This is a genomic window from Pseudomonas sp. GW821-FHT09C10, from assembly GCF_059418085.1.
In genome coordinates this window covers 132,837-157,825 of the sequence record NZ_JBWKPE010000008.1, presented here as the reverse complement: position 1 = coordinate 157,825, position 24,989 = coordinate 132,837, and the positions used below count along the sequence as shown (strand labels likewise).

Annotated in this window: 19 protein-coding genes; 14 read left to right on the top strand and 5 right to left on the bottom strand. The window is 60.9% G+C overall.

What is annotated here, in order from left to right; all coding sequences use genetic code 11:
• Positions 1–12: 12 nt before the first annotated feature.
• The gene (locus AC07OT_RS17025) at positions 13–1,947 is read right to left on the bottom strand and encodes a BCCT family transporter (protein WP_223841653.1); all 1,935 of its coding nucleotides are present in this window, start codon (positions 1,945–1,947) and stop codon (positions 13–15) included.
• Between the two features lie 390 nt (positions 1,948–2,337).
• Between AC07OT_RS17025 and betI the strand changes: the two genes are divergently transcribed.
• From betI to yccS, 10 genes are all read left to right on the top strand, one after another.
• Positions 2,338–2,931 (top strand): transcriptional regulator BetI, encoded by a 594-nt coding sequence (gene betI, locus AC07OT_RS17020; RefSeq protein WP_053128113.1) that lies wholly within the window; start codon positions 2,338–2,340, stop codon positions 2,929–2,931.
• A gap of 110 nt (positions 2,932–3,041) precedes the next feature.
• A complete protein-coding gene (betB, locus tag AC07OT_RS17015) occupies positions 3,042–4,514 on the top strand; it encodes a betaine-aldehyde dehydrogenase (RefSeq protein WP_495108569.1) in 1,473 nt (490 codons plus the stop codon).
• Between the two features lie 142 nt (positions 4,515–4,656).
• Positions 4,657–6,360, top strand: a complete 1,704-nt coding sequence (gene betA / locus AC07OT_RS17010; protein ID WP_065925474.1) for a choline dehydrogenase — start codon at positions 4,657–4,659, stop codon at positions 6,358–6,360.
• A gap of 206 nt (positions 6,361–6,566) precedes the next feature.
• Positions 6,567–8,009, top strand: a complete 1,443-nt coding sequence (locus AC07OT_RS17005; RefSeq protein WP_495102009.1) for a TldD/PmbA family protein — start codon at positions 6,567–6,569, stop codon at positions 8,007–8,009.
• Positions 8,009–9,325: a TldD/PmbA family protein gene (locus tag AC07OT_RS17000; protein WP_495108568.1), complete on the top strand. Its 1,317-nt coding sequence runs from the start codon at positions 8,009–8,011 to the stop codon at positions 9,323–9,325. The genes AC07OT_RS17005 and AC07OT_RS17000 overlap by 1 nt, the downstream gene beginning before the upstream one ends.
• A gap of 221 nt (positions 9,326–9,546) precedes the next feature.
• The gene (locus AC07OT_RS16995; RefSeq protein ID WP_141156197.1) at positions 9,547–10,437 is read left to right on the top strand and encodes an alpha/beta fold hydrolase; all 891 of its coding nucleotides are present in this window, start codon (positions 9,547–9,549) and stop codon (positions 10,435–10,437) included.
• A 36-nt stretch (positions 10,438–10,473) separates the two neighbouring features.
• Complete coding sequence (gene mdtD / locus AC07OT_RS16990) at positions 10,474–11,901, top strand: multidrug transporter subunit MdtD (RefSeq protein ID WP_027606026.1); 1,428 nt, start codon at positions 10,474–10,476, stop codon at positions 11,899–11,901.
• 129 nt (positions 11,902–12,030) lie between these two features.
• Complete coding sequence (dbpA, locus tag AC07OT_RS16985; protein ID WP_235865629.1) at positions 12,031–13,368, top strand: ATP-dependent RNA helicase DbpA; 1,338 nt, start codon at positions 12,031–12,033, stop codon at positions 13,366–13,368.
• A gap of 215 nt (positions 13,369–13,583) precedes the next feature.
• Positions 13,584–14,762, top strand: coding sequence for a BaiN/RdsA family NAD(P)/FAD-dependent oxidoreductase (locus AC07OT_RS16980; protein ID WP_495108567.1), 1,179 nt, complete (start codon positions 13,584–13,586; stop codon positions 14,760–14,762).
• 145 nt (positions 14,763–14,907) lie between these two features.
• The gene (gene yccS, locus AC07OT_RS16975) at positions 14,908–17,091 is read left to right on the top strand and encodes a YccS family putative transporter (protein ID WP_065938166.1); all 2,184 of its coding nucleotides are present in this window, start codon (positions 14,908–14,910) and stop codon (positions 17,089–17,091) included.
• Between the two features lie 96 nt (positions 17,092–17,187).
• Here the strand turns inward: yccS and AC07OT_RS16970 are convergent, their stop codons facing one another.
• A complete protein-coding gene (locus tag AC07OT_RS16970) occupies positions 17,188–17,925 on the bottom strand; it encodes a substrate-binding periplasmic protein (RefSeq protein ID WP_065938165.1) in 738 nt (245 codons plus the stop codon).
• Between the two features lie 200 nt (positions 17,926–18,125).
• Between AC07OT_RS16970 and AC07OT_RS16965 the strand changes: the two genes are divergently transcribed.
• Positions 18,126–18,578, top strand: a complete 453-nt coding sequence (locus AC07OT_RS16965) for a GNAT family N-acetyltransferase (RefSeq protein WP_092489473.1) — start codon at positions 18,126–18,128, stop codon at positions 18,576–18,578.
• Between the two features lie 17 nt (positions 18,579–18,595).
• On the opposite strand, the gene AC07OT_RS16960 is transcribed toward AC07OT_RS16965, so the two are convergent.
• Genes AC07OT_RS16960 through AC07OT_RS16950 form a run of 3 tightly spaced genes read right to left on the bottom strand, consistent with a single transcriptional unit; the run spans position 18,596 to position 21,561 of the window.
• The gene (locus tag AC07OT_RS16960) at positions 18,596–18,892 is read right to left on the bottom strand and encodes a winged helix-turn-helix domain-containing protein (protein WP_495108566.1); all 297 of its coding nucleotides are present in this window, start codon (positions 18,890–18,892) and stop codon (positions 18,596–18,598) included.
• A 19-nt stretch (positions 18,893–18,911) separates the two neighbouring features.
• On the bottom strand, positions 18,912–19,412 hold the full coding sequence (locus tag AC07OT_RS16955; protein ID WP_495108565.1) for a M48 metallopeptidase family protein: 501 nt from the start codon (positions 19,410–19,412) through the stop codon (positions 18,912–18,914).
• Between the two features lie 43 nt (positions 19,413–19,455).
• A complete protein-coding gene (locus tag AC07OT_RS16950; protein WP_495108564.1) occupies positions 19,456–21,561 on the bottom strand; it encodes a putative bifunctional diguanylate cyclase/phosphodiesterase in 2,106 nt (701 codons plus the stop codon).
• A 308-nt stretch (positions 21,562–21,869) separates the two neighbouring features.
• Here AC07OT_RS16950 and AC07OT_RS16945 point away from each other — a divergent pair, with 308 nt between their 5' ends.
• The 3 genes from AC07OT_RS16945 (at position 21,870) to AC07OT_RS16935 (ending at position 24,981) form a co-directional block, all read left to right on the top strand.
• A complete protein-coding gene (locus AC07OT_RS16945; RefSeq protein WP_065925486.1) occupies positions 21,870–22,535 on the top strand; it encodes a polysaccharide lyase family 7 protein in 666 nt (221 codons plus the stop codon).
• 200 nt (positions 22,536–22,735) lie between these two features.
• Positions 22,736–23,089, top strand: a complete 354-nt coding sequence (locus AC07OT_RS16940; RefSeq protein WP_495108563.1) for a fructose-bisphosphate aldolase — start codon at positions 22,736–22,738, stop codon at positions 23,087–23,089.
• 797 nt (positions 23,090–23,886) lie between these two features.
• Positions 23,887–24,981 carry a SagB family peptide dehydrogenase gene (locus AC07OT_RS16935; RefSeq protein ID WP_495108562.1) on the top strand — a complete coding sequence of 365 codons (1,095 nt, stop codon included), beginning with the start codon at positions 23,887–23,889 and terminating at the stop codon, positions 24,979–24,981.
• The last annotated feature ends 8 nt before the right edge of the window (positions 24,982–24,989 follow it).

Genomic DNA, 24,989 nt, shown 5'->3' with positions numbered 1-24,989 from the left:
CAGGCTCAACTATCAGCTATAGACACGGCCAAGGAGCTGCCGATGGCTTTCAAACTGATCGAGCACGTCCCGGGTGATCTGTTCCTGGGCGAAGCCCATCAGGTCGTATTCCTGAGGCCCGTTGTGCAGGTACACCTCGGCCCGGTAATAGCGGGTGCGTTCTTCTTCGGGCAGGTCGCTCGGTGCCGACGAGTAAGCATCCAGGCTCACTTCATAAACGAAGGGGTTGCCCTCTTCCATCTCGATGCGCACACCGATGCAGCGCTTGGATTTACCCAGCAGCGTCTGCACTTCCAAACCTTGTTCACGCAACGCCGTCGCCGCTTCTTCCAGCGCCGGCGTGACGTGCTTGTCCATAAAGCGCTGCACAGTGCCCTGGCTCGGCTGCAGGTCGAGTGCCGTCAAACGCTCGCTGAAGCCACGACGCCCGCGTTCAGCCAGTTGCGCCTGCTCCTGTTCGATCGCCACGTCCTGGCGCATCGCCTTGTGCAAACCGAACATAAAGAAAATCAGCACCACCGAGAACGGCAGCCCCGCCAGCACCACCATGGTTTGCATGGCTTCGAAGTTGCCGGCAAACAGCAGGCCGATGGTCACCAAGGTGATCACCGCCGACCAGAAGATGCGCAGCCAGTGCGGTGCGTCTTCATCCACATTGCCGCCTTTGCAGGAAAGGTTGGCCATCATCACCGCGCCGGAGTCCGCCGGGGTCAGGAACAGTACAAAGCCCACGAAGATCGACACGCCGATGACGATTTTCGACGCCGGGTAATGCTCCAGCAACTGGTAGATGGCCATGGACGGTTGTTCCAGCGCCGTCTTGCCCAACTCCACCGCACCATGGTTGAGCACCAGGTCCAGCGCCGAGTTACCGAAGATCGACAGCCACGCCAGGGTAAAGCCCAAGGGAATCAGCAACACGCCGGCCACCAGTTCACGCACCGTACGGCCACGGGAAATCCGCGCGATGAACATGCCTACGAATGGCGCCCAGGAAATCCACCAGGCCCAGTAGAACAGGGTCCACAGGCCCATCCAGCGTTCGGTCTTGTCACCGTCGCCTTCGTACACATAGAGGTCGAAGGTTTTCAGCACGATGCCGTTGAGGTAGTCGCCGGTGTTCTGCACCAGGCCGTTGAGCAGGTGCAGGGTCGGGCCGAACAGCAACACGAAAATCAGCAAGCCGCTGAACAGCACGATGTTGAGGTTGGACAGGCGGCGGATGCCGTTCTCCACGCCCGACACGGCGGCGATGGTCGCCACGGTACTCATCACAATGATCACGATCAGCAGGTTGGTGTTGCTGTGCGCCATGCCGAACAGGTTTTCCAGGCCGGACGACACCTGCATCGAACCGATGCCCAGGTTCGTTACCAGGCCCAGCAGGGTCACGAACATGCCGAAACCGTCCACCGCGTGACCGGCCGCGCCCTTCACCCAACGCTCACCCACCAGCGGGTACAACGCCGAACGCAAGGCCAGCGGCTGGTTATGCCGGTAGGCGAAGTACGCCACCGCCAGGCCGACCAGCGCATAGATCGCCCAGCCATGCAGGCCCCAGTGCAAAAAGGTCAACTGCAACGCCTGGCGTGCCGCGCCGTTGCTGGCGGCGGCGCCTTCGGGCGGGTTGAAGTAGTGATCCAGCGGCTCGGAGGCACCGAAGTACAGCAGCGAGATGCCGATACCCGACGAGAACAGCATGCCGGCCCAGGCGCCGTAGCTGAAGTCCGGGGTGTCGTCCTTGCTGCCCAGTTTCAACTTGCCATAGGACGAAAACGCCAGGCCGACCACAAACACCAGGTAAGCGGCGATGACCACCATGTAGTACCAGCCGAAGCTTTTGGAAAGCCAGGCCTGGGCTACGCCGAGCATGCGCCCGGCCTCCTGCGGGGCGATGATCAGAATGGCGGTCAACAACAGAATCAGTGCGGTGGAGGTGTAGAACACCCAACCGTTGACCCGTACCTTTTCCGGCGGGGTCTTTATAAGAGAGGCAGAACTCATGGCGCAGATGCTCCGGGCAGTGCGAGAGAGAAACACAAGGCAGCGGTTATCCCGACCTATCGATTTTTCGGCAGTCGACGGACGGGTGTTATAAAGACACCCCGAAAATCCTTGAGCCCCACCAGACAGTGGGCAGGCCTTGATACCGCCTGTTTCAAAGGTTTTTGCAGGTGCCGGATGTCGCCGCCCTCACGTAGGAAATACCCGTAGGCAGCGACCATTTGTCGCAGAGCTTATTCTTTGTTGATTGAACGTTCAATCAAAACAAAATAGACTGGCCTTCAAGTCGACGAACGTTCATCGCCCGTCGGCAGGCCTAAGGAGAGGTGCTACATGCCCAAGGTCGGTATGCAACCCATACGCCGCCAACAGTTGATCGAAGCCACGTTGACGGCCATCGACCAGGTCGGAATGGGAGATGCCAGCATTGCGCTGATCGCCCGTTTGGCCGGGGTCTCGAACGGCATCATCAGTCACTACTTTCAGGACAAGAACGGCCTGATCGCCGCGACGATGCGCTACCTGATGAACGTGCTGATCGAGAACGTCCACGAACGCAGGCTGGCGCTGAAGGACGACAGCCCACGGGCGCACCTTCGGGTGATCATCGAGGGCAACTTCGACGCCAGCCAGGTCAATGGCCCGGCAATGAAAACCTGGCTGGCCTTCTGGGCCACCAGCATGCATCACCCGTCATTGCACAGGTTGCAGCGGATCAACGATCAACGTCTGTATTCCAACCTGTGCTGCCAGTTCCGCCGAGTGCTGCCGCTGCCGCACGCACGCAAAGCAGCCAGAGGCCTGGCGGCCCTGATCGACGGTTTGTGGTTGCGCGGGGCCCTGTCGGGAGACGCTTTCGACACGGCGCAGGCGCAACGGATCGCTTACGAATACATGGATTTCCAATTGGCCAAGCAGGTGAGTTAGAGCCCTTATAAACGCTCAACCCCTGAACGTCCGCCGCCCAGTGTTGCCACACCCTCATGGCCCACTTTGCGGCGGGTAACGCCAACCACTTATGCACTTGCGAGGACTTTATGGCCCGTTTCGACCTGCAAAAACTCTACATTGACGGCGGCTACAGCGACGCTGGCAGCGATGCCACCTTCGACGCCATCAACCCGGCTAACGGTGAAGTTCTCGCCCAAGTGCAACGCGCCACGTTCGACGACGTTGAACGTGCCGTGGTCAGCGCGGAAAAAGGCCAGAAAATCTGGGCCGCCATGACCGCCATGGAGCGTTCGCGCATCCTGCGTCGTGCCGTCGACATCCTGCGCGAGCGCAACGACGAACTGGCCGCGCTGGAAACCCTGGACACCGGTAAAGCCTTTTCCGAAACCCAGTACGTCGACATCGTCACCGGCGCCGACGTGCTGGAATACTACGCAGGCCTGGTACCGGCCATCGAGGGCGAGCAGATCCCACTGCGCGACACCTCGTTCGTCTACACCCGCCGCGAGCCCCTGGGCGTGGTCGCCGGTATCGGCGCGTGGAACTACCCGATCCAGATCGCCCTGTGGAAATCCGCACCGGCCCTGGCCGCCGGTAACGCGATGATCTTCAAGCCAAGCGAAGTCACCTCGCTGACCACCCTGAAACTGGCCGAGATCTACACCGAAGCCGGCGTTCCAGCCGGCGTGTTCAACGTCTTGACCGGCAGCGGCCGTGAAGTCGGCACCTGGCTGACCGAGCACCCGCGCATCGAGAAAGTCTCGTTCACCGGCGGCACCGACACCGGCAAGAAAGTCATGGCCAGCGCTTCGAGCTCGTCGCTCAAGGAAGTGACCATGGAACTGGGCGGCAAGTCGCCGTTGATCGTGTTCGAAGACGCCGACCTGGATCGTGCGGCCGACATCGCGATGATGGCCAACTTCTACAGCTCCGGCCAGGTCTGCACCAACGGCACCCGCGTGTTCGTGCCCAAGCACCTGCAAGCGGCATTCGAAGCCAAGATCGTTGAGCGTGTTGCGCGCATCCGCGTTGGCGACCCGCAGGACGCCAACACCAACTTCGGTCCGCTGGTCAGCTTCGCCCACATGGAAAGCGTGCTGGGCTACATCGCCAAAGGCAAGGAAGAAGGCGCTCGCGTGCTGTGCGGCGGCGACCGCCTGACCGACGGCGACCTGGCCAAAGGCGCCTACGTGGCCCCGACCGTGTTCACCGACTGCACCGACGAGATGACCATCGTCCGTGAAGAAATCTTCGGCCCGGTGATGAGCATCCTCACCTATGAAACCGAAGAAGAAGTGATCCGCCGCGCCAACAACACCGACTTCGGCCTGGCTGCGGGCCTTGTGACCAAGGACCTGAACCGCGCCCACCGCGTGATTCACCAGCTGGAAGCGGGCATCTGCTGGATCAACGCCTGGGGCGAATCCGACGCGAAGATGCCGGTGGGTGGCTACAAGCAATCCGGTGTGGGCCGTGAAAACGGCATCAGCTCGCTGAACAACTTCACCCGCATCAAATCGGTACAGGTTGAGCTGGGCGACTACGCCTCGGTGTTCTAAGACCCGGGTTCTGTAGTGCCTTTGAGGCCGCCATCGGGGGCGAGCCCCCTCCCACCTTTGACTGTGTAAACCCGGTCAAGTGTGGGAGGGGGCGCGCCCCCGATGAGGCCCGACCTGACCACACATCAAAGAGGGTGCATTTATGTCCCAAGAATACGACTACATCATTGTGGGTGCCGGCTCCGCCGGTAACACCCTGGCGACCCGTCTGACCGAAGACGAAGGCGTCACCGTCCTGCTGCTGGAAGCCGGCGGCCCCGACTACCGCCTCGACTTCCGTACCCAGATGCCGGCCGCCCTGGCCTTCCCACTGCAAGGCCGGCGCTACAACTGGGCCTACGAAACCGATCCGGAGCCACACATGGACGGCCGCCGGATGGAATGCGGACGCGGCAAGGGCCTGGGTGGCTCTTCGCTGATCAACGGCATGTGCTACATCCGTGGCAACGCCATGGACTACGACAACTGGTCGAAACTGCCGGGCCTGGAAGACTGGAGCTACCTCGACTGCCTGCCGTATTTCCGCAAGGCCGAAACCCGCGACATCGGCCCGAACGACTGGCACGGCGGCGATGGCCCGGTCAGCGTGACCACGCCTAAAGCCGGCAACAACCCGCTGTTCCACGCCATGGTTGAAGCGGGCGTGCAGGCCGGTTACCCGCGTACCGAAGACTTGAACGGCTACCAGCAGGAAGGCTTCGGCCCGATGGACCGCACCGTCACGCCTAACGGTCGTCGCGCCAGCACCGCGCGCGGTTACCTGGACACGGCCAAGAAGCGCTCCACACTGACCATCGTCACCCACGCCCTCACCGACAAAGTGTTGTTCGAAGGCAAGCGTGCCGTTGGCGTGCGTTACCTGATCGGTGCCGCCGAAGAGCGCGTTGAAGCCCGTGCGCGTAAAGAAGTGCTGGTGTGCAGCGGTGCAATCGCTTCGCCGCAACTGCTGCAACGCTCCGGCGTCGGCCCGGCCAAACTGCTGGAAAGCCTCGACATCCCGGTGGTCCACGACCTGCCTGGCGTCGGCGAAAACCTGCAGGATCACCTTGAGCTGTACCTGCAATATGCATGCACCCAGCCGGTGTCGCTGTACCCATCGCTGCTCTGGTACAACCAGCCGGCCATCGGTGCCGAGTGGCTGTTCAACGGCACCGGCATCGGCGCCAGCAACCAGTTCGAAGCCGGCGGTTTCATCCGTACCCGTGAAGAATTCGAATGGCCGAACATCCAGTACCACTTCCTGCCGGTCGCGATTAACTACAACGGCAGCAACGGTGTGAAAGAGCACGGTTTCCAGGCGCACATGGGCTCCATGCGCTCGCCGAGCCGTGGCCGCGTGCAACTGAAGTCGAAGAACCCACGGGACTACCCGAGCATCCTCTTCAACTACATGGCCACCGAGCAGGACTGGCAGGAATTCCGCGACGGCATCCGCCTGACCCGTGAAATCATGCAGCAGCCGGCACTGGACCCGTACCGTGGCCGCGAAATCAGCCCGGGCATCGAGGTGCAAACCGATGAGCAGTTGGACAAGTTCATCCGCGAGCACGCCGAGACCGCGTTCCACCCGTCCTGCTCATGCAAGATGGGCGACGACGAGATGGCCGTGGTCGATGGCGAAGGCCGCGTGCATGGCATGCAGGGCCTGCGCGTAGTCGATGCGTCGATCATGCCGATCATCACCACCGGCAACCTGAATGCGCCGACGATCATGATCGCCGAGAAAATCGCCGACAAGATCCGTGGCCGCCAGCCGCTGCCGCGCAGCACTGCCGACTACTACGTGGCCGGCGACGCGCCAGTACGTGGCAAGCCGTTGCGTGAAGTGGGGCCATTGGCGCAATAACGCCAAACCCTGTGGTGAGCGGGCTTGCCCCGCGCTGGAGTGCGCAGCGCTCCCAAGATTTTGGGGGCCGCTGCGCAGCCCAACGCGGGGCAAGCCCGCTCGCCACAGGGGCACTCGCTACAAAGAATCACCTCTCCTTGATCGCTCCCCAGCCCAGGCCTACTCTGTGTGCCTGCCCGCGCTGAGCCGCCCACAAGGAAGGCCCCATGTTCGACCACCACGCCACACTCAAGCAGCACTTCAGTGCCCTGCGCACCACCGCCGAATTTTTCTCCCTGCGTTACGTGCGCGAGTCCGGCCAGTACCTGTCGGTGCGCAAGAACGTCGCCGAACCGCCGCACCTGAACCACGACGAAGGCGCCATGCTCACCGTGCGTTTGAACGGTGTGGAAACCTACGCCGCGACCCACGATATCTCCCTGCCTGGCCTGCAAGCCGCCCTCGAGCGCGCCGAACAGCAAGCCCGACTGATAAAACCGCACGCCCTGCTCGACCTGCGCAACCAACCGGTGTCCAGCGACGTCGCCGACTACCTGTCGCCAAACCTGGAGCACGCCTTCCCGTCCTTGAGCGACTGCTACCAACTGCTCGGCGATGAATCCTCTGCAGTGCCCCAGGACGAGCGCCTGGTGAACTGGGAAGTCAGCCTCGGCCTGACCCACGTCGAGCAGATCTACCTCAACAGTGCCGGCGCCGAACTGCGCCAGGCCCAGCGGTTTGTGTTCCCCGGCGTCAACGTCACGGCCTACGACGGCAACGACAGCCAGTCGCGCACCCTCGGCGGCAGTAACTTCGGCCAGCAAGGCGGGTTTGACGTGATCAGCCGTTTCGGCCTGGTCGGCGCCGCGCCGCGCATTGCCGACGAAGCCCTGCAACTGCTGCTGGCGCCCAACACGCCCCAGGGCCCGCGCGACCTGCTGCTGATGCCCGACCAGATGATCCTGCAGATCCACGAGTCCATCGGCCACCCCCTGGAACTCGACCGTATCCTCGGCGACGAGCGCAATTACGCCGGCACCAGTTTTGTGAAGGCCAGCGACTTCGGCCACCTGCAATACGGCTCCAAGCTGTTGAACGTGACGTTCGACCCGGACATTCCCGAGCAACTGGCCAGCTACGGCCATGACGACGACGGCACCGCCGCCAGCAAGCAATTCCTGATCCGCGAAGGGCTGCTGCTCAAGCCCCTGGGTGGGGCGTTGTCGCAGTTCCGCGCCGGCATGGGCGGCGTGGCCAACAGCCGCGCCAGCAGCTGGAACCGCGCGCCTATCGACCGCATGGCCAACCTGAATATCGAAGCCGGCGACAAGAGCCTGGCGCAACTGATTGGCGGCATCGAAAGCGGCATCCTGATGTCGACTAACCGTTCGTGGTCCATCGACGATGCGCGCAACAAGTTCCAGTTCGGCTGCGAGTGGGGCCAGTTGATTGAAAACGGCGAACTCAAGGGCGTGGTGAAAAACCCCAACTATCGCGCGATTTCCGCGCAGTTCTGGCGCAACCTCAGCGCCGTGGGCGACGCCAGTACCTTCAAGGTGCTGGGCACGCCGAACTGCGGCAAGGGCGAGCCTAACCAGGTCATCCGCGTCGGCCATGCGTCGCCGGCCTGTGTGTTCAGCAACGTTGACGTATTTGGAGGAGATGCCTGATGAACACCTTCAAGGCATTGGTGCAGTGGCTCAAGCAGGCCATCACCAACAAGGAACAATTTCACCTGGGCTACGCGGCAGAATCGTCCGAGTTCGTGCGCTTCAACCACGCCAAGGTGCGTCAGGCCGGGCACGTGCAGCAGGCCAGCCTCAACCTCAAGCTGATCAGCGATGGCCGCCATGCCGACCTCGGCATCACCCTGGCCGGCGAGCCCGAGCTGGATCGCCAGCGCCTCGCCGACGGCCTGCGCCAATTGCGCGAAACCCTGCCGCTGCTGCCCCATGACCCGTACCTGCTGCTCAACCACAACGCCTGGCAAAGCCACCACGAACAAGCCCGCCCCCTGCCCGATCTGGCCCAGGTGCTGGAAGAAATCAGCCAGGCGGCCGATGGCGTCGACCTGGTCGGCTTCTATGCCGCCGGCCCGATCAGCCGGGGCTTCGCCAGTTCGGACGGCGCGTTTGGCTGGCATCAGGCCAATAGCTTCAACTTCGATTTCAGCCTGTTCCACGCCAATGGCGAGGCGGTAAAAGCCAGCTACGCCGGCGACGCCTGGGACAGCGCCGAGTTCGCCCGGCGCTTCCAGCTCGCCCGCGAACAGCTGGAGTTCCTCGGCCGCCCGCTGCACCCGTTGGCGCCCGGGCAATACCGCGCCTACCTCGCCCCGGCGGCGCTGGAAGAAATCATCAGCATCATCACCTGGGGTGGTTTTTCCGCCCAGGCCATCGCCAGCAAAGGCAGCTCGTTGCAACGGCTGTATGCCGGCGAGCAGTCCTTGAGCCCGCTGGTGACGGTGAAAGAACACATCACGGACTCCCTGAGCCAGGCGTTCTCCAGCGAAGGCTACCCGCGCAGTGACGTCACCCTGATCAACGCCGGCCAGGCCGACGGCCAACTGGTGAACTCCCGCAGCGCCGCCGAATATGGCCTCAGCGCCAACGGCGCCAGCGGCGATGAGTCACCGAGCGCCTTGCAGATTGCGGCGGGCACCCTGGCCCAGGCCGATATCCTCAAGCAACTGGGCACCGGGCTCTACATCAGCAACCTGTGGTACCTGAATTACTCCGACCTGCCCGCCGCACGCCTGACCGGCATGACGCGCTTCGCCACGTTCTGGGTGGAAGACGGCAAGATCAAGGCGCCGGTCAGCACCATGCGTTTTGATGACAGTGTCTACCAGTTGCTCGGTTCGCAACTGGAAGCGCTGACCGCCGAGCGGGAACTGCTGCTGTCGGCCAGCACCTACGGCCAGCGCAATACCGCGTCCAACCTGTTACCGGGTGCCTTGGTTAAACGCCTGACCCTGACCCTGTAGATACCCCCCTGTGGGAGCGGGCTTGCCCTCTCCCACCTTGTCCTGTGCTGATTTCAGACATCCCGGTTTCAGCCATTCCTACCGTAAATTCTCTTCCTCCCAGTCTGCACGGGCAGCCTGTTGTCGCCTGCGAAAAACCTCGTTATAACGGTTAGTGGCACCCCGCCACCTCACCCACGAGAGCACGACCTTGCCCGGGAAGGGCAAGCTGGAGCGTTGACATGAACCATGGAAGTTTTGTCATAGAAAACCTGTTCAAGCACTACAACGTTCATGTTGAGCAGTTGGGAAACGATTCGGAAAAGAAGACCATCCTGATGGTCAATGGCGCACTGTCCACCACACGCTCATTCGCCCGTACCAGCAAATGCCTGGCCGAGCATTTCAATGTGTTGTTGTTCGACCTGCCCTTCTCGGGCTATTCCCGCGAACACAACACCGACCTGGACCTGGTGACCAAGGATGACGAGGTGCAAATCCTGCGCGCCCTGGTCGAGCGCTTCCAGGTCAACCACCTGGTCTCGGCCTCCTGGGGCGGTATTTCCACGCTGCTGACCCTGGCGCACAACCCGCCGTCGATCGAAAGCTCGGTGGTGATGGCCCTGGCGCCCAACCTCAACCAGGCCATGCTCGACTATGTGGAGCGCGTGCGGGTGCTGATCGAGGCCGATGACAAATCCGCCGTCGGCCACCTGCTGAACGAGACCGTCGGCAAATACCTGTCGCCGCGCCTCAAGCGCAACAACCATCGGCACCTGTCGAACATGGCCACCACCGAGTACCGTCAGGCGCGCTTTCATATCCACCAGGTGCTGGCCCTAGGCGATGGCAACTACTTGCCGGCACTGCGCCAGATCGAAACCCCGGTGCACTTTCTCAACGGCACGCTGGACGAATACACCCCCGCCGCTGATGCCCAACTGTTCAAGCACTACGTCGGCCGCAGCAGCTTTGCCGTGGCCGAACACACCGGGCATTTACTGGACCTGGAGTCCCGCGAGGCGGCTTTGGCGGTGCACCGCGCGTTGTTGGATTTCCTGGTGGGAGAGCACGCGAACTTGTCGGACTTAGACGAACCGCCAGTGGGAAAAGGAGCGACGAATGGCGCATAATCGCCGACACATAGCCGGCTAACAAACAGGTACCCCATGCCAGATCGTGCCCCTCTCGACGCCAAGACCGCCCGCTGGCTCCCCTGGGTGGTCGCGATTGCCTTCTTCATGCAATCGCTGGATGGGACGATTCTCAACACGGCACTGCCGGCCATGGCGCGGGACCTGGCGGAAAACCCGCTGCGCATGCAAGGGGTGGTGATCGCCTACATGCTCACCGTCGCCCTGCTGATCCCGGCCTCGGGCTGGATCGCCGACCGCTTCGGTACCAAGAAAATCTTCTTTGGCGCGATCATGCTGTTCAGCATCGGCTCCTTGCTGTGCGCCCTGTCCAGCAGCCTGACCATGCTGGTGGGCGCGCGGGTCATCCAGGGCCTCGGCGGTGCGCTGATGCTGCCGGTCGGGCGGCTCGTGGTGCTACGTGCCTACCCCCGCTCCGAACTGGTGCGGATCATGGGCTTCATCACCATCCCCGGTCTGCTCGGGCCCTTGCTCGGCCCGACCATGGGCGGCTGGATGGTGCAATACCTGACCTGGCACTGGATCTTCCTGATCAACCTGCCGGTGGGCATGATCGGTTGCTACGCCGTGTGGAAATTCATCCCCGACCTGCGCGGCAGCGAGCGCACACGCTTCGATGGCCTCGGCTTTCTATTGTTCGGCGCGGCGATGGTGCTGATCACCATTGCCATGGAAGGCCTGGGCGAGCTGCACCTGCCGCACCTGCGGGTGATGCTGCTGCTGTTCGGCGGGTTGGCGTGCCTGGCGGCATACTGGCTGCGCGCCGGGCATATCGATAACCCGCTGTTTTCACCGGCGCTGTTCAAGACCCGCACGTTTGCGGTGGGCATCCTCGGCAACCTGTTCGCGCGCCTGGGCAGCGGTGCCTTGCCGTTCCTGGTGCCGTTGCTGCTGCAAGTGGCCCTGGGGTACTCGCCGTCCCAGGCCGGCATGAGCATGCTGCCCCTGGCGGCGGCGGCGATGTTCGCCAAGTCGGTGGCGCGTCCGTTGATCGAGCGTCTGGGTTATCGCGTGGTGCTGACCGGCAACACCCTGGCCCTGGGCATCATGCTAGCGAGCATGGGCCTGGTCAGCGAGCAGACGCCCTACCCGCTGCTGCTGGCCATGCTGGCGGTGCTGGGGGCGATCAACTCGCTGCAATTTACCGCGATGAACACCGTCACCCTGATCGACCTCGATGACGCCCAGGCCAGCAGCGGCAACAGTCTGCTGTCGGTGGTGGCGCAACTGTCCCTGAGCCTGGGGGTGGCCTGTGCCGGTGCGTTGCTTGGCGGGTTTACCGCCGAATCGGGCAACGATGGCGTGAGCACGGTGCTCGGCGCGTTCCAGCTGACCTTCCTCACGGTGGGCATCATGGCGATGCTGGCGGCGGCGATCTTCCTGCAACTGTCGCCCCAAGACGGCAAACGGGCGGCCAGCCCGGAACAGCATATCGAGCATTAACCGGCGTCTCGTCTAGAACTTGCGGGGAAATCCTACGAGACTGGTACACTGCGCGACATTTTGTTTTGCAGAGCCAGTCCCGTGACTACCATCGCCACCGCTTTTAATACTTTGCCCCTGTCCGCCGCCATGCTGGCTAACCTCGACTCGCTGGGTTATGTCGAGATGACGCAGATCCAGGCGCAAAGCTTGCCGGTGATCCTCAAGGGGCTGGACCTGATCGCCCAGGCCAAGACCGGCAGCGGCAAGACCGCGGCGTTCGGCATTGGCCTGCTGAACCCGATCAACCCGCGCTACTTCGGCTGCCAGGCCCTGGTGATGTGCCCGACCCGTGAGCTGGCCGACCAGGTCGCCAAGGAAATCCGCCGCCTGGCCCGCGCCGAAGACAACATCAAGGTCCTGACCCTGTGCGGCGGCGTATCCCTCGGCCCGCAGATCGCCTCCCTGGAGCACGGCGCCCACGTGATCGTCGGCACCCCAGGCCGTATCCAGCAACACCTGCGCAAGGGTTCGCTGGTGCTGGACGGTTTGAACACCCTGATCCTCGACGAAGCCGACCGCATGCTCGACATGGGCTTCTACGACGCCATCGAAGACATCATCAGCAAGACCCCGCCGCGCCGCCAGACCCTGTTGTTCTCGGCCACCTACCCGGTGAGCATCAAGCAACTGGCCTCGAAATTCATGCGCGCGCCGCAGCAAGTGAAAGCCGAAGCGTTCCACTCCGACGACCAGATCGAGCAGCGTTTCTACGAGATCTCCCCGGAAGAACGCATGGACGCCGTGACCAAGGTGCTGGCGCATTTCCGCCCGGCCTCCTGCGTGGCGTTCTGCTTCACCAAGCAGCAAGTGCAGGAAACCGTCGACCACCTGACGGCCAAGGGCATTTCCGCCGTCGGCCTGCATGGCGACCTGGAACAGCGCGACCGTGACCAGGTATTGGCGATGTTCGCCAACCGCAGTACCTCGGTGCTGGTGGCCACCGACGTCGCCGCCCGCGGCCTGGACATCGACGCGCTGGACATGGTCATCAACGTCGAACTGGCCCGCGACTCGGAAATCCACATCCACCGCGTGGGCCGTACCGGTCGTGCCGGTGAGACCGGCATCGCCATCAGCCTGGTGGCGCCGTCCGAAGCGCACCGCGCCCAGGCCATCGAGCAACTGCAGAAGTCGCCGCTGAACTGGGACCAACTGGACAACCTCAAGCCGCAAAGCGGTGGTCCGCTGCTGCCGGTGATGAGCACCCTGTGCATCGCCGCCGGACGCAAAGACAAGGTGCGCCCGGGCGACATCCTCGGCGCATTGACCGGTGAAGCCGGCATCCCCGGTGCCCAGGTCGGCAAGATCGCGATCTTCGACTTCCAGGCCTTCGTGGCCGTAGAACGCGGCATCGCCAAGCAGGCGTTGCAGCGCTTGAACGACGGCAAGATCAAAGGCCGTTCGTTGCGCGTTCGGATCCTGTAACACGATCTCCGCACCAATGGAGATCCAATGTGGGAGGGGGCTTGCTGTGGTGAACGGGCTTGTTGTGGTGAGCGGGCTTGCCCCGCGCTGGGCTGCGAAGCAGCCCCATTGAATCGGTGGTGATCTCGTCGGGGAGCAAGCCCCCTCACCACAGCAAGCCCCCCTCCCACAATTTTGATTGCATTTCAGACCCGTATTTTTATGAGGACATTGCTGTGCGCTCGACCGAAGTTGTGATCATTGGCGCCGGCGCCGCAGGCTTGATGTGCGCACTGACCGCCGCCGGGCGTGGGCGCAAGGTGATGCTGCTCGACCATGCGAACAAGGCCGGCAAGAAGATCCTGATGTCCGGCGGTGGCCGCTGCAATTTCACCAATATGTACACCGAGCCGGCCAACTTCCTCTCGCACAACGCGCACTTCTGCAAGTCGGCCCTGGCCCGTTACACCCAGTGGGATTTCATCGGCCTGGTGGCCAAGCACGGCGTGCCGTACCACGAGAAGAAACTCGGCCAGCTGTTCTGCGATAACAAATCCAGCGACATCCTCGGCATGCTGTTGGACGAATGCATCCAGACCGGCGTGAGCCTGCACCTGGACACTTCGATTGAAGAAATCGTCAAGCTCGACAGCGGCTACCAGTTGCAGACCACCCTGGGTGAACTGCGCTGCGAATCCCTGGTGATCGCCACCGGCGGCCTGTCGATCCCGACCCTGGGCGCCAGCGGCTTTGGCTATCAAGTCGCCAGGCAGTTCGGCCATGAGCTGTTGCCGACCCGCGCCGGGCTGGTGCCGTTCACCATCACCGACCAGCTCAAGGACTTGTGCGGCGAGCTGTCCGGGACCTCGGTGGATTGCCTGGTCAGTTGCAACGGCCAGAGCTTTCGCGAGAACCTCCTGTTTACCCATCGCGGCCTCAGCGGCCCGGCGATTCTGCAGATCTCCTCCTACTGGGAGTCCGGCGACACGCTGGAGATCAACCTGCTGCCCGACCACGACGCCCACACCTGGCTGCAACAGCAGCAGGTGGAGCGCCCCAACAGCGAGCTGAAAACCCTGCTGGGTGAAATCTTCACCAAGAAGATGGCCAACCTGCTGGCGGACACCTGGTTCGCGTCCAAGCCGATGAAGCAGTACACCCACGCTGAAGTGGCCGATATCGCGCAAAAACTCTCGAGCTGGCAACTGGTGCCGGCGGGCACCGAGGGCTACCGCACCGCCGAGGTGACCCTGGGTGGCGTGGATACGCGGGAAGTCTCGTCCAAGACCATGGAATCGCTGAAAAGCCCGGGCTTGTACTTTATTGGGGAAGTGCTGGATGTGACCGGGCATCTGGGCGGATTTAACTTCCAGTGGGCCTGGGCCTCGGGTTACGCCGCAGCGCAGTACGCCTGATGAATGTGGGAGGGGGCTGGCTCCCTCCCACATTTGATTTGCGGTATGCCTGGGAATAATTTGCTGCCAGATGTGATCACCACCCTTGCCGTGGCGTCACTGATGGCTCAATTTAGCGGCATCGTCCCGGAAGACTCCAGACTTCATGTCATCGACCTCGTTCAAGCAGTCCATGCGGCGCCTGTGGGCGCTGGATAAATTCAGCTACAGCATCCGGGTGTTTATCGCCCTCACCGGCAGCATGGCGCTGTGCTGGTATCAGGATGAAATGACCCTGCTGATCCCGCTGTTCCTGGGGATTATCGCCAGCGCCCTGGCCGAGACCGACGACAGCTGGCAAGGCCGCCTCAACGCCCTGGCAGTGACGCTGGTGTGTTTCAGCATTGCCGCGCTGTCGGTGGAGCTGCTGTTCCCCTACCCCTGGATTTTCGCCATCTCCCTGGCCCTGGCCACATTCTGCCTGACCATGCTCGGCGCCTTGGGCGAACGCTATGGCGCGATTGCTTCGGCCACCTTGATCCTGTCGGTCTACACCATGATCGGTGTGGACCAGCGCGGCGGCGCCGTCAGTGATTTCTGGCATGAGCCGCTGCTGCTGGTGGCCGGTGCCGCCTGGTACGGCGCGTTATCGGTGCTGTGGCAGGCGCTGTTCTCCAACCAGCCGGTGCAGCAGAGCCTGGCGCGGTTGTTCCGCGAATTGGGGCGCTACCTCAAGCTCAAATCATCGTTGTTCGAACCGATTCGCCAACTGGACGTGGAAGCCCGCCGCCTGGAACTGGCCCAGCAAAACGGGCGGGTGGTGGCGGCGCTGAATGCGGCGAAGGAAATCATCCTGCACCGCGTCGGCAATGGCCGACCCGGCTCGAAGGTCAGTCGTTACCTCAAGCTGTACTTCCTGGCCCAGGACATCCACGAACGCGCCAGCTCCTCCCACTATCCTTACAACGCCCTGGCCGATGCGTTTTTCCACAGCGATGTGCTGTTCCGCTGCCAACGCCTGCTGCGCCAGCAAGGCAAGGCCTGCCAGTCCCTGGCCGAGTCGATCCAGTTGCGTCAGCCGTTCATCTATGACGACAGCTTCGCCGAAGCCCTCGGCGACCTGAACGCCTCCCTGGAACACCTGCGCATCCAGAGCAACCCGGCCTGGCGCGGCCTGCTGCGCTCCTTGCGCGCCCTGGCGGCCAACCTGTCCACCCTCGACCGCCTGCTCGGCGACGCCAGCAACCCCGACGCCCTGGCCGACGCCACCGACAGCAACCTGCTGGACCGCGCCCCACGCAACCTGAAGGAAATGTGGACGCGCCTGCGTACGCAACTGACGCCGACGTCGCTGCTGTTCCGCCACGCGCTGCGCCTGTCCCTGGCGCTGACCGTCGGCTACGGCATGCTGCATGCGATCCACGCCTCCCAGGGTTACTGGATCATCCTCACCACGCTGTTCGTTTGCCAACCGAACTACGGTGCCACGCGGCGCAAGCTCGGCCAGCGGATCATCGGCACCGCCATCGGCCTCACCGTGGCGTGGGCGCTGTTCGACCTGTTCCCGAGCCCGCTGGTGCAATCGATGTTCGCCATCGCCGCCGGCCTGGTGTTCTTTATCAACCGCACCACCCGCTACACCCTGGCCACGGCGGCGATCACCCTGATGGTGCTGTTCTGCTTCAACCAGGTGGGCGATGGCTACGGACTGTTCCTGCCACGCCTGTTCGATACCCTGCTCGGCAGCCTGATCGCGGGCCTGGCGGTGTTCCTCTTTCTCCCGGACTGGCAGGGCCGGCGCCTGAACAAAGTGCTGGCCAACACCCTGACCTGCAACAGCATTTACCTGCGCCAGATCATGCAGCAATACGCTGCTGGCAAGAGCGACGACCTGGCCTACCGCCTGGCCCGGCGCAATGCCCACAACGCCGATGCGGCGCTGTCCACCACCTTGGCCAATATGCTGATGGAACCTGGGCATTTCCGTAAGGAAGCGGACGTGGGCTTCCGCTTCCTGGTGCTGTCGCACACCTTGCTCAGCTACCTGTCGGGGCTCGGAGCACACCGCGAAACCCAACTGCCGGCCGAGGTGCGCGCGCACTTGATCGATGGCGCCGGCAATAGCCTGGCGGCGAGCATTGACGAAATCGCCACCGGGTTGGCGAACAAGCAGCCGATTGCGATTCAGAGCGATGCCGAGGAGGCCCTGGCGGCGGACCTGGAGCAGATGCCGGATGAGATTGATGAAGGGCAGCGGCTGGTGCAGACGCAGTTGGCGTTGATATGCCGGCAATTGGGGCCGCTGCGCACCTTGGCGGCGCATTTGATCAAAGATACCAGCGCGGCTTAGGTCGCTATCGGGGGCAAGCCCCCTCCCACATGTTGACTGTGTTCACAAATCAAAACTGTGGGAGGGGGCTTGCCCCCGATGAGGCCCGCACAGGCCCTACATGCCATGGGCCTTCATCAGCCGCTCATAACTGCCATCCGCCTTCATCCTGGCAATCTCGCGGTCAAAACCGGCAACGATCTGCGCATGCTCAGGGTTCTTCAGGCTGACCAGGATATGCAGGCTGTTTTCGCTCAGCGGCGTGGGCAGAAACTCCACCGCATTGCGCACCCGCACCGACTCGCGCGACAGGTAATAGCGTGCCACATACTCATCCTCCACGGTCAACCGCACCCGCTGCGCCGCCAGCATGCGCACCGCCATGGCGAAGTTATGCACCGGCACTTTCTGCAACTGCCCATCCCCATCGAACGCCGCCGAGTAGGCATAACCGCGCACCACGGCAATGGGATAGTCGTGCAACTGCTCCAGGTTCTGGAACTCGATGGGATCGTCACGGCGCTTGATGAAACGTACGCGATTGAGCAGGTATTCGCCGGAAAACTGCCCCAATTGTGTACGGGCCTCGTCGTACCAGGCGTTGACCAGCACGTCATAGCGCCCGTCGCCCACCCCCATCAGCGCCCGCGCCCAGGGCACTTGTTCGAAGTCACTGGCATAGCCCGCACGGGCCAAGGCCGTGGTGACTATATCGGTGGCCAGGCCACCGTTGATCAAGGTGGCATCGGTAAACGGTGGCCAGGCATCCGCGACCAGGCGCAGACGCTGTGCGAACACAGGTGTCGCCAGCAACAACACTCCAATCAAAGCAACGGCACGAGACAATCGCGGCATGCTCAAAATCCTTGGCGGCAGGCGGTGGCCTTGGCTCAGGCAGGGCCTGAGGTTCTAACATTAGCTCAGATTACACAAAGAAACGGACGTCGAGAGCACTCAATGATGGCAAATTGATTTCATTCACAAAAATAGTCGATTTAGACAGAGTCGCCCGCCGCGCTTACTATCCAGAACAGACATTCAAGTGAGAACACACCATGACAGTCGATTGGGTCTGTAAACATCACACCGACCTGGGCAAGGAGCAGCTGTACGCCATTTTGCGTTTGCGCGGCGAGGTCTTCGTTGTCGAGCAGAAGTGCGTCTACCAGGATATCGACGGGCAAGACCTGGCGGGCGATACCCATCACCTGATGGCCTGGAAAGACGACGAGCTGGTGGCCTACCTGCGCCTGCTGGACCCCGAGTCCCAGGGCGGCGACGTAGTGATCGGCCGCGTGATCGTGGCGCCGGTTGCACGGGGCACCGGGCTGGGGCACCAGATGATGGAAGAAACCCTCAGGCAGATTGACGAGATCTGGCCTGAGACGCCGATCTTCCTGTCAGCCCAGGCCCATCTGCAGGGGTATTACGGGCGGTATGGGTTTGTGGTGGCGGGTGAGGAATACCTGGAGGATGACATTCCACATATCGGGATGCGGCGTACTTGAGGCCGCCACCGCTGAACTCAGGGATAATCCAGAACCCGCTTGATCTGGCTGAGATTCACCTCGATCCACCTACGATCAATCGCGCCCCAATCGCGAATCCGATAATGCCCGGCATGGTTGCGGGCCCCATCCTCCTGCTCGAACTCACACACAATATCCAGGTCCGCCAGCGCCGCAATCGTGTCCTGCGCGGTACGCCGGGGCATGCCGGTGACGTCGGTCAGCGCCGGGACGCTGCTGGCCAGCCCACTGTCGATCAGGTACGCCACGTACAGCCGGCGGTAGAAGCTGCTTTTGGTCTTGCTCACATCCATGGTTGGTCGCCTTGTGCGGTCAGGGCTTGCCCTGCAGGTCGCGATACGTGAGGTACACCCGCAGGTCGAATTCCACCTGGTGGTAGCCGGGCATCATGTAGTCGCAGAGTTTGTAGAACGCTTTGTTGTGGTCCGATTCCTTGAAGTGCGCCAGCTCGTGAACCACGATCATGCGCAGGAACTGCGGCGCGGCATCTTTGAACAGCGAGGCAATGCGGATCTCTTTCTTGGATTTGAGGTTGCCGCCCTGCACCCGTGAAATCGTGGTGTGCAGGCCCAGGGCGCGGTGGGTCAGGTCCAGGCGGTTATCGAACAGCACTTTGTCGATGGCCGGCGCGTTGCGCAGGTGTTCCTGCTTCAAGGCCTGGGCATAGGCGTACAGGGCTTTGTCGCTCTGCACCCCATGGCGATCGGGGTAACGCTGCTCCAGGTAGGCGCCCAACTGGTCCTTGGCGATCAGTTGACGTACTTGCTCCTGGAGGGCAGCGGGGTAGGCCTGGAGGTATTTCAGCGCGGTCATTGGGGTCTGCAACAGAATTCGGATGGGCGCCAGTGTAGCGAATTCAGCGCACGCGGGCGCGTGACCAGTCGACCACTTCTTCAGCCATCAGGGGCTGCGCCGCCCACGGCCCCTGGATAAACGGGCAACCCTGGGCCTTGAGCCACTGGGCCTGCTCCTGGGTTTCCACGCCCTCGGCCACCACGACCACCTCAAAATGCCTGCACAGCTCGATAATGCTGCGCGCCATCGCCGCGTCCCGCACCGAGCCCGGCAGCCGCGCAACCAATTGCGGATCAAGCTTGAGCGTATCGAAGGCCAGGTCGCGCAAATGCGCCAGGGAACACTGTCCCGAACCGAAGTCATCCAGGGCGATACGCACGCCGATACGGCGCAGCAACTTGAGCTGCTTGGCGGCCTCTTCCAGGTTACTCATCAGGCAGTCCTCGCCGATTTCCACCTCCAACTGGTACCCCTCCAGCCCATAGCGCTCCAGCATCTGCTGCAGTTGATTGACCAGGTTGGGCATATTGAACTGGCTGCTGCTCAGGCTCACACTCAGCACCAACTCATCGTCGAACGCGGCCTGCCACGCCTGGCGCTGGGCGGCGATCTGCTGGTAAATCCATGCGCTCAGTTGGCTGATCAGCCGTGCTTCTTCCAGCAACGGTAAAAACAGCCCCGGCGGCACATCGCCGACGCTGGGGTGCTGCCAGCGCAACAACACCTCAACGCCGCGCAAGCGCCCATCCACCAGCGAAACCTGGGGCTGATAGACCAAGGTGAAATCCTTGTTTTGAATCGCCGTACGCACGCTGTCTTCGAGCATCAGCCGCGAGCGGGCGCGGCCGTTCATTTCCTGGTCGTAATAGCGATATTGCTGACGGCCGGCGCGCTTGGCTTCGTACATGGCGATGTCGGCCGCACGTAGCAAACCACTCAAATCCGCGCCGCAATCCGGGAAGGTGGCAATGCCGATGCTGACGCCGAGCATGACATCCAAACCGTCGACCTGCTGGCACACCGACACTCGTTCGATCAGTTTTTCCGAAACCTTTGCCGCCTGCTCCGGAAAGTCCAGCTCCAGCAACGCCGTGAATTCATCGCCGCCCATGCGGCCGATAATGTCGTAGGAACGCAGGCAGCCCTGCAATTGCTCCGAGACCCAGCGCAATACACGGTCGCCGGCATCATGGCCCAGGGAATCGTTGACCCGCTTGAAACCGTCGAGGTCCAGGTACAGCAACACCAGGGACTGCTCTGTCCGCTCACTGCGCGATAAGGTGTTTTCCACCGCCTGGTAAAAACCGCGCCGGTTCAGCAGACCGGTCAGCGGGTCGGTCACGGCCTGGAACTCCAGCTGCTGGTGCAAGTGACGCACTTCGGACATATCCAGCACCGTCACCACCATAGCCTTCTGTTCAGCGGGCAGCGGCGCAGAGGACAAGGCCACCGGCACCTGCTGGCCGCGGCCGGTGCGCAGGAGCGCATCATGCAGGCGCCAGGTTTCACCGCGGCGGTAGCCGGCGTACATCTGCGATTCCAGCCAGACGGGCACATGGGGCTTTTGCAGGAAACGCAGGAAATCCTGGCCTTGCAGCTCCTGGATCGTAGCATTGAGCAGGCGCGAAATCGCCGGGTTGGCGTATTCGACCACGCCCTCTTCACTCACCACCAGGATGCCCTCGGCGGCGTTATCCAACACCGACGCATTGAACGCCCGGGCGGACTCCAAGTCATGGCTCAGGCGCTGCAAGGCCCGGCGGTTGCGCTGGTGCTCCAGCAACGCCTGGACCTTAGGCTTGAGGACGTGCGGGTCGAAGGGCTTGAACAGGTAGTCGATGGCGCCGCTGGCGTAGCCTTCCAGCACGGCGGCGGGGGATTGAGCGTTGGCGCTCAGAAATATGATCGGGGTCATGCGCGTGCGCTGGCTGCCGCGCATCAAGCGGGCGACTTCGAAACCGTCCATGCCGGGCATCATCACATCCAGCAGCACCAGGTCGACCTCATGCTGCAGCAGCAACTCCAGGGCTTCCACCCCGGACGCGGCCGTTACCACCACCCAATCATCACGTTGCAGAAGTGCACGCATGCTGATCAGATTTTCCGGGTAGTCATCGACCACCAGAAGAACCGAACTGCCATCGCCATGAGGTGGAACGCATTCCATGCTAGGTCTCTTCCTTGGGTCTACTCCGGTCACTTCTGAGAGAAAACCCGGACAAACATTGAGGCCTCACTCTAGCCCCGGATCCTGAAAATCAGAAGTGACGTGGATGCCATCATTGCGCCAAAGTTCAGTCAGCCGACTAACGGTCAACCTCTACAGCCCACGATTCATGGGAAACATGGCTTTTTGGCATTCCCTTGGCGCCAATAAATTGCCAGCAAGTGTTTAACAACTGGCCGACCACCGCCTATAAAGAACCTGTCAGGCCCCCGGGCCAAAGCCTTCACCCCCTGTAAAAGGCCAACGCCATGATCGACCTCTCCACTTGGAACCTGAGCATTCCGGTCGGCTCTCCCCCCGCGACCATCGACACACCCAGGCTGCTCAGCGGCTTCAACGACCAATACTTCCAGGCCGAAGGCAGCAACGTGCAATTCTGGACACCCGTCACCGGCACCCGCACCGAAAACGCCGTGTACCCGCGCAGCGAACTGCGCGAAACCTACGCCGACGGCCGCCTGCGCAACTGGACCTACCCCGAAGCCGACAACTTCCTGCGCGCCACCCTGGCGGTCAACCAGGTGCCCTCCAGCGGCAAGATCGTCATCGGCCAGATCCACGCCTACGACAGCCAGAAGCCGCTGATCAAGCTCGAATATCAGTTCAAGGAAAAGACCCAGACCGGCAACATCGTCGCCAAGGTGCGCATGCGCCCGGATGAAGATGAAAGCCGCGTGATCATCGTCGCGTCCAATGTGCCGCTGGAGAAAAGCTTCACCTACGTGATCAACCTCAACAAGGCCGGGCTGCTCAGCGTGTACGCCGCCGACAGCGAGTGGAACGAGCGCATTGGTGCGGCGTGGGCCGCCAAGCCCTTGTACTTCAAGGCGGGCGCATATGTGCAGGACAACAGCGGGGACAGCAAGGAAGGCGCCAAGGTGACGTTTGCGAAGTTGGATATTGATCACGAGTGAACGGATCGGCCTCGATTCGAGCAGGCATTGTCCGATGGCGTCAGAGACTATTCCCACCTCTTGAACACCGACGAACCCTGTAGGAGCCGGGCTTGCCCGCGATGGCGGAGTGTAGCCAGTACTTCCCGCGACTGACACTCCGCCATCCCGCTAAACGACGAGCGCTGTTGCGCCCAGCGTTTATTTTATGATGGCTGTGTATGGGAGACCTTCGGGCCTGCCGGGTTCCTCGTATCCTCGGTCTGCGAACCCGCACACAACTGCCACCCCGTCATTTCACCCCCTGCACCGAAACTGCCACCGATTACCCGGTGCTGTTAATCGACAGCGACCTCCACGCCTGCCTGCGTGAACGCCTCAACGCCGCCCTTGAATACCTCAATCTGATCGCCTGCTCCAGCCTGCCGGACTTCGCCGAGCGTGATCTTAATAACGTTGCCAATACCGCAAGCATTCTGGTACAGGACGTGAGCGATGTCTTTCATGTGATTGAGCGGCGAGGCTTTGCTACCCACCCGCGGGGTAATCAAATCCTAACAACAAGCCTGCAGTAACGCGCAATGCTGTTCACTTAAGGATTGTTGACTAATCCTCAAGCAGCCGGAAAATCCGGAGTCTGATAAGAACTCCGGATTTTTTATGCCTGTTGCTCAGGATTTAAGCGCTGTACTAGATTTTGCTGAGAGCTGGTACAGCCCTCCCTGAAAAATCGGCTGGATCTTCGAGGAGTTACCCCCAGTACGGCGTTCACGGCAACTAGGGTAAACCCCAGATAAAGGCCAATATCAACGTAGACATTACATACGCCGCACTTGGTGCCCCCGACTGAACGCTCTAAATTGAGCACCCGCGAATAAAAACATGTGAACCACAACGACAACCGAATCTTCGGCATATGTGCAACTGGATGTTACCACCTTGTGTATTAATCAGTATTTTTAGATATCCGCGATGGAGCGAGATGTAGGAAATACTAATCAGAACTATCCGACAACTCCCTACAAAAACACACAAAGACTCAGCTGAAAAACAATACAATTCAAAAAACAGAAATTGACATTCATAATAAGTCCTCATACGGTTTAAGTGCATCGCAAAACTGCGAAGGCACCAACACAGAGGAACTATATATGAAACGTGTAATTATAGAACCGACGCTCAACAACCAGTCAAACGACGCGTACCAGACCCCTCACTTCTCAATTAAGACGGTGACTATACCTCACTACAAATTTATTCCCAACGATGGGGGTAACGTTATCGAAGCTTCTAATAGCAGAAAGCTAGCGATTAAATAATGATGTACCGCCTGGGCTTCGGCCCAGGCAGCCACTAAAAATGAACCTCACTCATGGGTGGTCAGGCGGCTATGTGTACTGCGAAAAAAAAATGGCTCTCGAACGACATATTTTTAGTGCTTAAAGATGGCGCAGCTTATTTGTGGGACTATAGAAATCACGTCCAATACCAAATAAGCACAAGAGAATTTGAGCGGTTAGTGAGTTTTTCCGCAGGCGATTTCGTATCGGATACAGCTGATGACATATCCATAGACTCCTCCGGGGTACTGTATGAAGTGAAACCAGCCGATGAATGGGGCTGGGACGTGCTATCAAAAATATTCCATATTGGGACATCTCACCCGAATTCGCCAACCCCAGACAAGCCTGAAATGTACATTGAATATGCCAAAAGCTACTTAAACTTTTGCAAGTCAATTCATAAAAACGAACCAAATATTTCTTTAATAAAAGGAGGAGAAAAGACATTACTACCACCTCCAAACCTTTCGGCTATTAAAGAAGCGAGTCTTTGGGAGACGCTTTTGGCGCGTCATACCTGCCGAGATTTTTTTGACACATCAGTATCAATATTATCACTGGCAACCATACTGTATGGAACTTTAGCGGATAAGGAAGAGACCGATTACGACGCTCCGATTGGCGCTCAAAAATTCGGTTTCAGAAGAACATCACCTTCGGCCGGAGGCTTACAAGCGACGGAGGGTTATGTATGGGTGCGAAATGTCGAGGATCTTGCCCCCGGCATTTATCATTATATAAGTGAACAGCATACTCTGGAGAAGGTACGCGACCTTCCGCCTGAAGTAATATCTACTTATTTATGCGGCCAGCACTGGGCAAACAACTTAGCATTCGCAATTTTTTTTACTTCTCGCTTTGACAAGCTTTGGTGGAAATACCCCCACTCCCGCGCCTATCGCCCAATGCTGCTGGACGTTGGACATTTATCACAAACAGCAAATTTATTAATTACGGCGCTTGGCTTACATCCTTGGCTGACCGGTTACTTTCATGACAAAGAAATAAATGAACTTTTAGAGGTCAACCTTCCTTCAGAGCAAGTCATTTTTTTGGTGGGTGCGGGGAATGGAACGGGTAGTTCGTACACCACAGAAGTTAGAGAACTACTCGACGGAATCTAATGAGGGGA

What these genes read in the sequence shown, in the direction of transcription:
- AC07OT_RS16965 (WP_092489473.1), top strand. Translation starts at nt 18,126, where the DNA reads ATGACAGTCGATTGGGTCTGTAAACATCACACCGACCTGGGCAAGGAG.
- AC07OT_RS17000 (WP_495108568.1), top strand. Translation starts at nt 8,009, where the DNA reads ATGAACACCTTCAAGGCATTGGTGCAGTGGCTCAAGCAGGCCATCACC.
- AC07OT_RS16940 (WP_495108563.1), top strand. Translation starts at nt 22,736, where the DNA reads ATGGGAGACCTTCGGGCCTGCCGGGTTCCTCGTATCCTCGGTCTGCGA.
- AC07OT_RS16995 (WP_141156197.1), top strand. Translation starts at nt 9,547, where the DNA reads ATGAACCATGGAAGTTTTGTCATAGAAAACCTGTTCAAGCACTACAAC.
- AC07OT_RS16935 (WP_495108562.1), top strand. Translation starts at nt 23,887, where the DNA reads ATGGGTGGTCAGGCGGCTATGTGTACTGCGAAAAAAAAATGGCTCTCG.
- betA (WP_065925474.1), top strand. Translation starts at nt 4,657, where the DNA reads ATGTCCCAAGAATACGACTACATCATTGTGGGTGCCGGCTCCGCCGGT.
- AC07OT_RS17005 (WP_495102009.1), top strand. Translation starts at nt 6,567, where the DNA reads ATGTTCGACCACCACGCCACACTCAAGCAGCACTTCAGTGCCCTGCGC.
- yccS (WP_065938166.1), top strand. Translation starts at nt 14,908, where the DNA reads ATGTCATCGACCTCGTTCAAGCAGTCCATGCGGCGCCTGTGGGCGCTG.
- betB (WP_495108569.1), top strand. Translation starts at nt 3,042, where the DNA reads ATGGCCCGTTTCGACCTGCAAAAACTCTACATTGACGGCGGCTACAGC.
- AC07OT_RS16945 (WP_065925486.1), top strand. Translation starts at nt 21,870, where the DNA reads ATGATCGACCTCTCCACTTGGAACCTGAGCATTCCGGTCGGCTCTCCC.
- AC07OT_RS16970 (WP_065938165.1), bottom strand. Translation starts at nt 17,925, where the DNA reads ATGCCGCGATTGTCTCGTGCCGTTGCTTTGATTGGAGTGTTGTTGCTG.
- AC07OT_RS16950 (WP_495108564.1), bottom strand. Translation starts at nt 21,561, where the DNA reads ATGGAATGCGTTCCACCTCATGGCGATGGCAGTTCGGTTCTTCTGGTG.
- AC07OT_RS16960 (WP_495108566.1), bottom strand. Translation starts at nt 18,892, where the DNA reads ATGGATGTGAGCAAGACCAAAAGCAGCTTCTACCGCCGGCTGTACGTG.
- dbpA (WP_235865629.1), top strand. Translation starts at nt 12,031, where the DNA reads ATGCTGGCTAACCTCGACTCGCTGGGTTATGTCGAGATGACGCAGATC.
- betI (WP_053128113.1), top strand. Translation starts at nt 2,338, where the DNA reads ATGCCCAAGGTCGGTATGCAACCCATACGCCGCCAACAGTTGATCGAA.
- AC07OT_RS16955 (WP_495108565.1), bottom strand. Translation starts at nt 19,412, where the DNA reads ATGACCGCGCTGAAATACCTCCAGGCCTACCCCGCTGCCCTCCAGGAG.
- mdtD (WP_027606026.1), top strand. Translation starts at nt 10,474, where the DNA reads ATGCCAGATCGTGCCCCTCTCGACGCCAAGACCGCCCGCTGGCTCCCC.